The 14,716-nt window shown below is 36.6% G+C and carries 3 protein-coding genes; all 3 read left to right on the top strand.

Annotation, left to right across the window (positions count from 1 at the left end; all coding sequences use genetic code 11):
- The first annotated feature begins 37 nt into the window (after positions 1-37).
- The 3 genes from Q0W04_RS01870 to Q0W04_RS01860 all read left to right on the top strand — a co-directional run bounded on the left by Q0W04_RS01870 (position 38) and on the right by Q0W04_RS01860 (position 14,714).
- Positions 38-7,129: a right-handed parallel beta-helix repeat-containing protein gene (locus Q0W04_RS01870; protein WP_298499597.1), complete on the top strand. Its 7,092-nt coding sequence runs from the start codon at positions 38-40 to the stop codon at positions 7,127-7,129.
- A complete protein-coding gene (locus Q0W04_RS01865; RefSeq protein ID WP_298499594.1) occupies positions 7,126-8,052 on the top strand; it encodes a DUF11 domain-containing protein in 927 nt (308 codons plus the stop codon). The genes Q0W04_RS01870 and Q0W04_RS01865 overlap by 4 nt, the downstream gene beginning before the upstream one ends.
- Positions 8,053-8,138: 86 nt before the next feature.
- Complete coding sequence (locus Q0W04_RS01860) at positions 8,139-14,714, top strand: right-handed parallel beta-helix repeat-containing protein (protein ID WP_298499591.1); 6,576 nt, start codon at positions 8,139-8,141, stop codon at positions 14,712-14,714.
- Positions 14,715-14,716 lie beyond the last annotated feature (2 nt).

Here is a 14,716-nt window from a genome sequence, read left to right as displayed (position 1 = left end):
TATGGTTAATAAAAGGATTTTCCTTATTTTTTTATTAATGACTATAGCAATTGGAACGCTTTCAGCAGTCAGCGCAAGCGATTTAACAGACAACATTACTAGTGTAGGCTATGAAACACCAACAGCCATTAATGATGGAGATATTCCTTTGGAAAGTTCTAAACCGGGAACTTTCACAGAACTCCAGACAAAAATAAAAAATGCGCCTGAAGGCTCAACCATTTACCTCACCAAAGATTATGAATACAATACTAATTTTACAGGACAAAACGGAATAACAATCACCAAATCAATAACAATCGACGGTAAAGGACATTCCATTGACGGATTGGAAGAATCACCATTGCTTTTAATTAATAAAGCAAAAAATGTCGTTTTAAAAAATATAGTATTTCAAAATGGAGACTGTGATTCAGGAGTCATAGGTGTTGTTAACTCCACCCATATTGAATTTAACAACTGTGAGTTTAGTGAAAATGAAGCAATAACTGCCATTGTCTATTTGGATAGTGATGAATATGTCAAATTTGTTAAATGTGATTTTAACAGCAATTTTGCATATACAATAGGAGGATCCATTCTTTCTACACGCACCAAACACCTGTCAGTCATTAATTGCGATTTTAGTGAAAATACCGGCCAAAATACCGGAGGTGCAATTTTTTTAAACAGATGTGACGACTCTTATTTTGAAGCATGTTTCTTTGCTGAGAACGGTGCAAATGATGCAGGAGCAATTTATCTCAATTACAATACCAATCTTAAATTCGTCAATTGTATTTTTGAGCAAAATTATGCGGGCTATACCGGAGGAGCGATTTATTCAAACCACAATAAAAACTCCAAATTTGAATCCTGTACCTTTTTCAATAATGCCGCTACAGACGGTGGCGCAATCTATTCAAACAATGACATGAATTTCAATTTCGATTCCTGCAATTTTTTACTTGATGTTGCACTTTCATGCGGCGGTGCGGTTTACATGGATTGCGGCAATAACTTTATCTGGAATTCCTGCAGCTTTGAGGCAAATTACGCCGAAGGCACATGCGCAGGCCTATATTTAAGCCAAAGTGATGAATGTTATTTCAACTCATGTGATTTTAAGGGAAATTATGCTAAAACAGGCCTTGGTGGTGGAATATTAAGCAACAATACCAACATCTATGTTGATTCCAGCCATTTTGATGGCAATTATGCAAATAATGGTAGCGGCATCTACGCATATAAATCAAACATCCATTCATACAACAACATGTTCAACGGTTCTTTAAGCAACGCCGGCGGAGCAATATACTCATCCAATTCTGCTTTGGATATTGTAAACAACAGCTTTTTCAACAATGGTGCAGAGCTTGCAGGAGGAGACATCTACTCACAATATTCCATGGTCTTTTTGGAAAATTTATCATTTTCCAATTCCGTGACAAATGGTTTTGGAGGTTCCCTAAGTTTCAATGACGATTACATAGAGCTTAAGAACTGTACTTTTGAAAACTGTAGTGCAATACACGACGGTGGAGGTGCGCTCTACTGCTTAAATTCCGTGCTGTACAGTTATTCTTCACAATACATTAATTCAAAATCCGCATATGGAGGAGCCATATGTTCCCTGAATAGTGATTTGGACATCAAAAACAACACATTTTATAATAATAGCGCAAGCTATTGGGCAGGGGCAATTTATTCCATTTATGGAACAATAACTGTTGACAGCTCAGAGTTTCTCTTTTCAAGCGCACAGCAAGGAGGAGGAATGTATATCAGAAGCCCGCACAGGATATACAACATTACCAACAACAAGTTCATGTACTCTTCAGCCACCCTTGGTCCAAGAATCTATGTTGATGAATATTATGGGGAAATCCCTGAAAGCGGAAATATATATGAAGACGTTTACTTCATTGCAGGAATGTTCAACGGCCTGGATGGCAATAAGACCTATTTCAATATCAGCAATATTTTGACTTATGTCTTCTCCAACAGTGCAGATTATCAAAACGACTTATCATATTATGATAAGTTAAGAAAAGAGTTCTCCTACATGATGCTTTTGCTTCCGATTACCATGGATGACAATATTTCCCGTCTTAAAATTTTCGACAATGACAATCCCGACAATTCCACAATTTTCATGCATTATGATGACTATAAAAAACAGACCATAGGCTATGAGTCCTATTATGAGGCCAATAAAATGAATTCCTACACAAAAATTGCGTGCTATAGCCCTAGCGGTCTGGAACTTGCATACATAGAGATTTTAAGCATAATAAACAACATGACTTATGATGAAAACTTCACAAGCCGATACAACCTCATATACCATGCTGCCAATGAGTCCGACACCACAGGATGGAGTGCAGTACCTATCTTTGAGGATGAAACAAAAATCAGCTACATTACACATGACAATGCTAGCACTACATGGTTTTCCCCACTGACATATGATGAATATCCGTTCACCAACAACAGCGGAAAAATTTCCTACAACTATATGGACCGATTATTGGCTTCCAAATTCGGAAACGTTTATGAATCCAAAAGTTACGACAGCAAAGTTCCACTATTCAACTATACTTCATCAATAACCATCCTGCCATCCAGATATGATTCAAGGGACTACGGCTATATTACACCTGCCAAAAATCAGAATGTTGGAAAGAACTGCTGGGCATTTTCAGGTATTGCAACACTTGAAGCCTGCCTTAAAAAAATAACTGGTGAAACTTATGACTTTTCAGAAGACAACGCGAAAAATCTGATGGCCGTCACATCCATATACGGTTTGAACATAGACCCGAATGCAGGAGGATATGACACAATGTTTATGAGCTATCTTGCAAGCTGGTTCGGCCCTATCCATGAAATATATGACTATTACAATCCAATGTCTTCCATATCTATAGGCCTTACTTCAGAATTCCATATCCAGGACATTCTATTTCTGCCTGCCCGCCACAACAGCAGCGACAATTACGAATACAAATATGCAATAATAAATTATGGTGCAATCTCAGCAATATTCAATTGGACTACAGACAGCATTTCTAACGGCCTGCATTCAGTCTGCATCGTCGGATGGGATGACAATTACAACAGCATTGACTCTTTGGGAAACTACGCCAAAGGCGCATGGATATTTAAAAACAGTTGGGGCGAAGAATGGGGAGATAACGGTTTCGGATATCTTTCATATGAACAAAAGCTTTCAGAAGAGATAGCTCCGTATATGCATGCCTACACATTCATTTTCAATGAAGGAGATATCGGCTATCAAGACAATTATCAATACGACTATGCTGGAGTAACAGACTTTTTATGCACAAATACATCATATGTCTATTACAAAAACAGATTCACCGCAAAGGACCAACAACTGTTATCAGCATTTTCCACATACTTTGAAAAGCCAACCTATTTCACTTATTCAGTTACTTTAAACGGTGAAAAGATTAACGTGGCAAAAAATGCCCTGTATTACTCCCCTGCAGGATATCATACCATTCCTATGGATTATAAGGTGATATTGGAAAAAGGAGATGAATTTGAAGTCATCGTCAAATTATTTGATGCCAATATCCCTGTTTGTCAGGCCGATGAATTATACAAGTTATCCTATCCAAGCAACGTTTCCTATATCAGCTACAACGGTGAAGACTGGATTGACTTATATGAATTGGATCCTACATGTAATTTCACTTATGGAGGTTTGAAGTCAAATACCAGCCAGGTGGCATGTATAAAGGCATTGACCACAACTTACATGATGAATCTGACAGACTTGCCTATAACTATTGCAAATCCTAAAGAAATCATTTTTGATGGGTATTTTACCATCTATAAACTTGAAGTATATCCGTTTACAGCAATCAGAGCCAATGAAACATTTTATATATTGATGTCAATTCCGGACTGGGAAGATGACAGTGATAAGTATAAGAATTCTGCTGAAGCAGCTATAAACAATAACAATTATGTTGAAGTGATTATAAACAATGAAATTTATTATTCTAAAATTATAGGTGGAATCAGTTATCTGAAAGTCAGATTTGATGAAGAGGGAACATATACTTTTTCAGCAAAACTCAAATCAAATCATTACTCTTCAAATGTAGTCAGATTCAATTTTACTGTCGATTCCAACTATACTGACAATTCAACCTATAAAACACTTACCGACCTTATGATACTTGTTGAGACCGCAGAGGAAGGCTCAACAATTATTCTGGATAGAGATTATTACTTTGAAAAGAACGTATATCAAAAAGGACATATCCAAATCAATAAAGATCTAACCATTGACGGTAACGGCCACATTATTGACGGCATGTCACAGTCAGGCATCTTTAACATAAGCGAAGGCAACACAGTTACCCTGAAAAACATTGATTTTAGAAATACAAAAAGCAGCACAATAATTTCATATGGAAACCTGACTGTCTGCAATTGTAATTTTACAAACAATTCCGGTGATTTTGGCGGAGCAATCCATTCAAATATTGATAACGCCGAAGAAGACAGTGATTTAGATCTTGAAGAATTATTTGATTATATTTATGGCAAAGATGAAAAGAATGATTCCAATTCAGATGATATATTAAAGACTAGTGACTACGATGAAGATGAAGACTCTGAAGATGAAGAATACGAAGATGATGAAGATAATGAAGATGAAGAATACGAATATGATGAAGATGAAGAATATGAATATGATGAAGAAGACCTTGAAGATGATTCATACGAATGCAATATGTATATAAACATTTTCAACTGCAATTTCATAAACAATACTGCACAATGGGGCGGAGCATTACTTCTTGACGGAAATATAAACATTTCAAACTGCCATTTTGAAAATAACCTCGCAGAAGATGGTGGAGCAATATACCTCGAAGGCAAATCAACAATTACCAACTGCAGTTTCAAAAACAACAGTGCAGAAAAAGACGGTGGCGCAATTGATGCGCTATTTACATTAAATGTATGCAACTGCACCTTTGAAGATGGAAATGCAACAGATGGTGGAGCAATATCTGCCACTGGAAAATTAGCCATAAAAAACTGTGTATTTAAAAATAATACTGCTAAAGAGGGAGGAGCAGTTAATACATTTAAAGAGTCCGTCATATCCGACTGTCAATTTGAAGACAACAATGCTAAAAATTATGGCGGAGCTATTTATGCCTATAAATTAATCGTTTCAGAATCCATATTTAAAAATAACTCCGCAAAAGAGTATGGCGGCGCAATATCTTCATCTGAATATATAATCATTACAGAATCCGAATTTGAAAATAACTCCGCAAAATATGGGGGAGCGATAGATTCATCTAAATGCAATATAAAAAGTTCAATATTTTCAAACAACACCTCAGATGAGGGCGGTGCAATCCTATCAAATGCAAACTCAACCATATCAAACTGCTACTTTGAAAATAACACCGCAAAATATGGCGGTGCAATATCTTCATCTGATATAATCATTACAGAATCCGAATTTGATGACAACAATGCTGAAAATCATGGCGGAGCTATTTATGCCTATGAACTGATCGTTTCAAAAACCATATTTTATTATAACTCCGCAAAATATGGAGGAGCAATATATACACTTGAAAATTCAACTGTTTCAAAATCCCTATTCAAATCAAACTCTGCAGAATATAGTGGAGGAGCAATCTATTCAGAACAATGCGCCCTGGACAATAATAGATTTATTTCAAATGATGCATCATATGGAGGAGCTGTCCTATCATCAAAATATCTGAGCGCATCCGAATGCAACTTTGAATATAACTTTGCAAAATATGGAGGAGCAATATATACACTTGAAAATTCAACTGTTTCAAAATCCACATTTAAAGAAAACCTTGTAGCATATAGCGGAGGGGCAATCTATTCAGTAAACTACTGTCATGTAGACAACTCAATATTCACTGAAAATAGTGCAGAAAATGGAGGGGCAATCTATTCAGTAAACTACTGCAAAGTAGACAATTCAATATTCACTGAAAATAGTGCAGAATTTGGAGGAGCAATAGTTTCAGTGGAAAAATCAGATTTGGACATAACCAATTCCGAGTTTACATACAATGAAGCCTTTGAGGAGGGTGGAAGCATCTATGTGCAAAATAATCTCAGCATTAAGGAATCCATCTTCAAATCAAATCAAGAGATAATATACATTGAAAGTCTGCACAATGGTACTGTAAATCTGAAAAACAACAAGATGGTGATGAAATATAAAAACATTTCCCCTATCCGAAAAGATGACCAACGGTATGATTTACCATTACATCTGATTTTCAACGACATGCGTGCTGTTAAAGGAAATAATGCCAAAATATGCTATTTAAAGGATGACAATGGAAATACATATGGACTGAATGACATTGAGGTCGCATTGACAAAACAAAGCAGGATTATAAAATACAAACTGGAATACAACGACACCCTGGGAGGATATGTATTGGATACATCCTCACTTGACTATGGAATCTATAACATGAAAGGAAGCATAATTGACAACAGGACACCTTACAAAGTAAAAGAAGGAAGTTTAAATGTCGTTAAAAAATCCGTCATATCAGCATCAAGCTTGACAAAAACATACGGAACAAGTAAAAAGCTTACAATCACCCTTAAGGATGACAAGGGAAAGGCAATAGCAAACGCATACGTCAATGTTAAAATCAACGGCAAGACAACCAAACTGAAAACAAATTCAAAAGGACAAGTATACGTTGCCGTAAATCTCATCCCAAAAACATACACAGCAACAATAACATATGGAGGAAACAGCCAATACTCAACTGCAACAAAACAAATCAAAATCACAATCAAAAAGGCAACCCCAAAACTGACCGCAAACAAAAAGACATTCAAAACAAAAACCAAAAAATACACAGTAACACTCAAAAACAACATGGGAAAAGTGATGAAAAATACAAAAGTCACCCTAAAGGTAAACGGCAAAACATACACCGCCAAAACCAACTCAAAAGGCCAGGCAACATTCAATCTGAAAATTTCCAAAAAAGGAAATTTCAAGGCAACTGTGAAATATAATGGAAACAAATATTATAATTCAGTTACAAAGACAACTACAATAACGGTTAAAAAATGAAAATCAAATACTTACTTACACTAACGGCGATTATGATAATACTGATTTCGCTGTCTGCAGTCTCAGCCAGTGAAAACATTACCGACACCATATCCATAGAGGATACCGGCGATAGCTATGGCTCCGTTAGTGAAGACACTTTAAACCGACAGGCTAGTACAACCGAAAGCGCTGATTTGTCAGTGGTTGTCAATGCAACACCATCATATGTCAACGGGAAGTACAATACTGTCGGATCCGAGGTTCCATGGACAATAACTGTCAACGCAAAAGGAGGAACCGCACATAACACCAAAATCCTTGAAGTGCTTTCAAACAATCTCCAATATGTATCCCACAGCAAAACAATGGGAGACTACAACCCTGAAACCAGAACATGGACAATAGGAGACCTTAAAGATTCCGAAACCGCTTCCCTGACAGTAATAACAAAACTTAAATCCGCCGGAACATACGTAAACAAGGTATATGCAATAACAGATACAAAAGAAAAGAACCTTCTAAACAACTTTGTAATCACAAAAATGAAAACAGGTTCATCAAAGGTCACATCAAGCGTTACCGAAACAAGTGACGACAGGGAAGGCTCACAGCACACTGTCCACCAGGCAAGTATGGGCGGAGCAAGATTCATAATATGGGAAGATGAAACTGAAGAACCCCAAGGAGGTCCGGACCCACAACCAGATCCACATCCATACCAAAATGGAACCGGAAATTCACAGCAAAATACAGTTTCAAAAGCTGTATCCTTGGAAAACATACTAAATCCTGGAAATAATAATCAAACAGGTGAAAATTTCAGTCCGCTTCCAGCATATGACTATGCGCAAATTCCAATTATTATTTTTACAGTGTTTATGATTATGTTAGCTGCTCTTGTAGGATATGATAAAATAAAATCCCACTCAAATCCAAATTAAACAAAACAGTTTACGGATTATTTAAATAGATTATAATATATAATAATATTATGATTAATAAAAGGATTATCTTCATTTTTTTATTAATGATTATAGCAATTGGAATGCTTTCGGCCGTCTGTGCCAGTGATTTAGCAGACAATATAACTAGTGCAGGCTATGAAACACCAACAGCCATTGATGAGGATACTCCTTTGGAAAGTTCAAAACCGGGAACTTTCTCAGAACTTCAAAGCCAAATAAACAATGCTGAAAAAGGCTCAACCATATACCTGACCAAAGATTACACCTACAACAAGAATTTTACAGGTAAAAACGGAATAACAATCACCAAAACAATAACAATCGACGGTAACGGACATTCCATTGACGGATTGGAAAAATCACAACTTCTTTTAATTAATAAGGCAGACAATGTTGTCTTAAAAAATATAGTCTTTAAAAATGGATATAATAAAAATGCAGGTATTGTAAGCGTAATCAACTCCAACCATGTGAAATTTAATAAATGCAGTTTCAATGAAAACAATGCAGGTACAGGCGTTGTCTATTTGGATAATACCAATTACACATCAGTTACCAACTGCGAATTTTTAGAAAATAGTGTCGAATATACTGGAGGAGCAATCTATATGGCCCATAACAGATTCACATCATTTCTCAAATGTGATTTTGATGCAAATACTGCAGATTTAACCGGTGGAGCCATTTATTCAAATGAAAACTACATAACATCATTTAAAACCTGCAGTTTTATTGCAAATGGTGCTGATGATGGAGGAGCAATTTTTTCAAGCAATGACGATTCCACAACATTCATAAGATGCGATTTTATCGACGATACTGCCTTTTACTGTGGCGGAGCGATTTATCTAATCAACAGCAATAATCCCTCCTTTGAGTTATGCAATTTCGAAGACAACTCAGCGCAATTAATTGCAGGAGGAGCGGTTTATCTTGCAGGCAATAATAATTCATTCTTTGATTCATGTGACTTTTATAGAAATTATGCTGAAAATGCCGGTGCAGTTTATGCAACCAACAACAAGGACATCATTTTTGATTTCTGTAATTTCTATGACAATGAAGGAACTGAACTGGGAGGCGCCGTTTTAGCCAACAATACCAACATTTATCTTAACTTTTGTGATTTTGACAGTAACAGAGGTAGCAATGGAAGCTGCATTTTCGCTAAAAAGTCCAATATTCACTCCACAGCATCTTCTTTTATGAATGCTGAGGGAGGAGATATCGGCGGAGCGATAAATGCCCTCTCCTCTGCATTGGATTTTTCAAACTGCAGGTTCTCTGACAATTATGCAGAAACCGCAGGAGGAGACATCTACACCCAAAACAGTATGATCTTTTTAGAAAACACAACATTTTCCAATTCCCGCTGTTCATGGTTCGGAGGTTCCTTAAGTTTCAATGATGATTATGTTCAGATTAAAAACTGTACTTTTACAGATTGCACATCAGAAATGGACGGAGGAGGTGCGATATACTGTTTGAATTCCGTAGTATACATCCAATCCACAGAGTATTACAATTCCTATTCTGCCTTCGGAGGTGCAATCTGTTCTCTAAATTCAGATTTGGAAATTGAAAAAAATTGGTTCTACGCCAATACTGCCTGGTATTCCGGAGGTGCAATATATTCAATTTACGGATCTGTTGCAGTTAACAATTCAGTATTCATCTACTCCAAGTCACAGGACGGAGGAGCAATATATATCAGAAGCCCCCAAAAGATAAATATTACCAATAACTATTTTATACACTCTTCAGCGAAAAAAGGACCAAGAATATACATTGATGAATATTATGGTAAAATTGCTGAAAGCGGAAATATTTATGAAGACGTTTATTTTGCAGTAGGGCATTTCAATGGAACTGATGATAATGATACTGACTACGGCGATTACAGTAATGTTATAACTTATGTAGTGTCCAATTCCAATGATTATCTAAGCAATTTTTCATATTATACTGATTTGGGAGACCTATTTGCTTCAATGATGGGATTTACTGCAAAATCCGGAAACTTTAATATCCATGATGAAGCATATCCTAATGATTCAGTAATCCTTTTAAACTATAACGATTATGAAAACCGAACCATAATATATGATTGCAGTCATCCGCCTGCTGAAATGGATTTTCGTGAACTGACAGTTTCCATATATAATTATGATGGCTTTGAATACACAAATCTGGATGTCCTTGCAGTTATAGCAAACACAACTTATGCAGACGGCACCTCATCAGAATACAATTACATTTACTCAACAATTGATCATAAACAAGTTAGTGGATGGTGGGCACTTCCTATTTTTGAAGATGAAACAAGAGCAATAATAAATGAAGATAAAGACGGGGTCGGTTTCTGGCATTACCCGGTTAATTCCAGCGAATTTACATTTGACTGCATTAAGGGCAAATTTTACTTTAATTTTGAAGACAGAAAGTTGGATTCCAATTTTGGAAATGCATATGAATTTAAAAGCAGATTAAGCGAAGTTCCACTAATCAATTTTACATCCAACATAACCGATTTGCCATCCTATTACGATTCGAGAGATTATCACTACATTACAATAGCCAAAGACCAGGGAATCGGAAAGAACTGCTGGGCATTTGCAGGCATTGCAACACTTGAAGCATGTCTTGCAAAAGCAACAGGACAGATATATGACTTTTCAGAAAACAACGCCAAAAACATAATGGCAGCTTCATCAATATACGGTTTAAATATAGATTCCAATGCCGGAGGATATGATACAATGTTTATAGGCTATCTTGCAAGCTGGTTAGGTCCGGTACATGAAACATATGACATTTACAATCCGATATCATCAATGTCAACAGACATGCCTTCTGTATACCATATCCAGGATATTGCATTCATACCAGCCAGAGACAACAGTTCCGACAACGACAAATTAAAAAGCGCAATAATAAACTGCGGTGCGGTTTGTGTAATTCTTGACTGGACAGTTGATAATGTTTCTCAGGGATATCATACAGTGGCTCTTATCGGCTGGGATGATGAATATAAAGGTCTTGACATTTTAGGAAATCCTTCACAGGGTGCGTGGATATTTAAAAACAGCTGGGGAGAATTATGGGGAGAAAACGGTTTTGGATACCTGTCCTACGAGCAAAAGCTTTCACAGGAAATTGCACCATATATGCATGCATACACCTTTATTTTCAATGAGGCAGATATTGGTTATCAGGATTTATACCAATACGACTTTTCAGGCTTAAGCGACTTTTTAAATGTGGATGCAAATGAAATCTACTATAAAAACAGGTTTATCGCAAAGGACAATGAATTCCTGTCTGCATTTTCCACATACTTTGAAAAGCCAACCTATTTCACATATGCAATTACAATAAACGGCAAAGAGGCCGCAACAAGCGAAAAAATATATTCTCCTGCAGGATATCATACAATCAGACTGGATGAATACCTTTCACTAAACAAAAGCGATGAATTTGAAATCATCATCAAATTGATTGATGCAAATATCCCCGTCTGTCAGGCGGACGAACTATACAAACTGACATACCCAAGCAACGTTTCATTTTTCAGCTACAACGGCAAAGACTGGATTGATATGTATGATTTGAATAGCCAATACAACTTTGCCTACAGTGGATTTAAAACAAATACCTCACAGGTAGCCTGTATAAAGGCATTCACCACAGTATGCAGAATGGATTATACACCTGCAGCATCATTCATCATAAGCCCTGGAGGAAGTCTTTTAAATCCTTACTTTAGCGTTTATAATCTTGACGTATATTCCGTTAGCGAACTTCCACTTAATAAGACTGTTTACATCCTAATGACTATTCCGGAATGGGACCAAGATGAACAATACGAACATCTTGTTGAAATAAAGATAAACAATGAAACATATTATTCAAAGATTCAAAGGGCAATGAGTTCATTGGAAATCAAATTTGATAAGGAAGGAAACTACACCTTTTCAGCCAAACTCAAATCCAATTACTACTCATCAAATACTACTGAGTTTAATTTCATCGTCAGTGCAAATGTTACTGAATATGAACTTTCATCCACATTTACAGAACTCAATGCAATGATTTCCAACAGCGCCGACGGATATATAATCACTCTAGATAAAGATTGCCACTACGATGACAATTTCATTGAACATTACATCATAATTGACCATTCCATAACCATTGACGGTAACGGCCATACCTTAAACGGACTGTTAAAGTCAAGCATTCTTGGAATTGATTATGATTGCAATGTCACCCTAAGAAACATCAACTTCAAAGGAGGAAACCTCACAGCAATATACTCTTTTGGAAACCTCAACATCTACAACTGCAGTTTTACAGATAATGTCGGAGAATACGGCGGGGCAATCTATTCAAAAGGATATTTAAGCATCCACAACTGTATTTTCAAAAACAATACTGTCAACATGACAGGAGGTGCAATTGATTCAAATGGAGACTGCATTATAGAAAATTCAATATTTGACTCAAATACTGCGGGATTTGCTGGAGGTGCAATATGCTCTCTAGAAACTATGGATATCATAAACTGCACATTCAAAAACAATCATGTTACAGATGAAATTCAAGCCGGAGGCGGAGCAATTCATTCAGAAAACGAAACATACATCGAAAATTCAATATTCGAATCAAACAGTGCCGATGACGGCGGTGCAATTTCGGCTCTCGAAGATATAAGAATTTACAACTGCAATTTCAAAAACAATTATGCCAATGTAAGTGGCGGAGCACTTGAGTTAGTTTCGGTATACTCAATCACAGAGTCAACATTCAAAAATAATACGGCAAAATATGGAGGCGCTATCGATACAATTGCCAAAGGTTATATCTCAGATTCAACATTCCAGGAAAATACCGCGGAAAATGGAGGTGCAATATACTGCGAACAGGATATAAACGTGGAGAGGTGCAACTTCAACAGCAACAATGCCATCAATGGAGGGGCAATTGAGATAGATTCAAGGTCATTTTTAGATCCTGAAGACGATGCTTACACTGCATTCAACTTCATCACAGATTCTATATTTAACAATAACAGCGCCAACTTTGGAGGAGCTATTCTTTCTTGTGAAGACATCACCATCACAAGCTGCACATTCAAAAACAACCACGCCAATAAAAGCGGAGGAGCGACCTATTCCCAGTACGAATGCATCATCACAGATTCAACATTTAACAATAACAGTGCAGATTTTGGAGGAGCAGCATACGGCGAAAGATATGTTGACATTTCAAAGTGCACATTCAAAAACAATCTTGCCAATGAAGATGGCGGGGCGGTATACGCACCTGAAGGATTTTGCATAACAGATTCCATATTCGAATCCAATGAGGCCCAATACGGAGCGGCGGCATTATCATTTGAAGAAATTAATGTCAAAAACTGCAATTTCAAAAACAATAATGCAAATGAAAGCGGAGGAGCCATCTATTCGGCTAAGGACTGCACTGTAGAAAACTCGAAGTTTAGCTCCAATAGGGCAAGACACGGCGGAGCAATATACACAGAAGAGACATCACATGCAAAGATAACCAGTTCTGAATTCATATATAACAGTGCAAAAGACAATGGGGGAACCATATATTCACAGAACATGCTTGAAATCACAGATTCCATCTTCAAATCCAATCAAAATATGGAAATAATCTTTTCAAACAACACAAACAACATTTCCAATAGTCTATATCTGAAAAACAATAAAATGGAAATGAGCAATAAAAATGCGGCTGCAATATGGTATATAAGTACCGTGAAAGACTCCTCACCACTATACCTTGTTTTCAGCAATGTTAATGCTGTTAAGGGAAATACTGTCAGTGTGGCCCAAATAAAAAATGCTGACGGAAATACATTTAAAATTAGTGATTTGAATGTACGCCTGACCAAGCAAGGCAAGACTACAAGCCATAAGATCATATACAACGATACCCTTGGAGGATACCTGTTTGATACATCTTCACTTGATTACGGAGCCTACAAGCTGACTGGAAGTCTGGATGATGAGACAACAAACTGCATCGTAAAGGACGGAACCCTGAATATTGTAAAAAAATCTGTGATAAAGGCATCTGCATTAACAAAAACATACGGAACAAGTAAAAAGCTAACAATAACTTTACAAAATGATAAAGGAAATGCAATAGCAAACGCATATGTTAATGTTAAAATCAACGGCAAAACAACCAAACTGAAAACAAATTCAAAAGGCCAAGTATACGTTGCCGTAAATCTCATCCCAAAAACATACACAGCAACAATAACATATGGAGGAAACAGCCAATACTCAACTGCAACAAAACAAATCAAAATCACAATCAAAAAGGCAACCCCAAAACTGACCGCAAACAAAAAGACATTCAAAACAAAAACCAAAAAATACACAGTAACACTCAAAAACAACATGGGAAAAGCAATGAAAAACACAAAAGTCACCCTAAAGATAAACGGCAAAACATACACCGCCAAAACCAACTCAAAAGGCCAGGCCACATTCAACCTGAAAATTACCAAAAAAGGAACATTCAAGGCTACTGTAAAATACGGCGGAAACAAATACTACAATTCAGTTACAAAAACAGCAACAATAATTGTTAAAAAATAATA

The sequence above is a fragment of the uncultured Methanobrevibacter sp. genome (genome assembly GCF_947170395.1).
In the GTDB taxonomy this organism is placed as follows: domain Archaea; phylum Methanobacteriota; class Methanobacteria; order Methanobacteriales; family Methanobacteriaceae; genus Methanocatella.
Note: the sequence above shows the minus strand (reverse complement) of the source record. Positions and strands in the feature narration are given on the sequence as shown.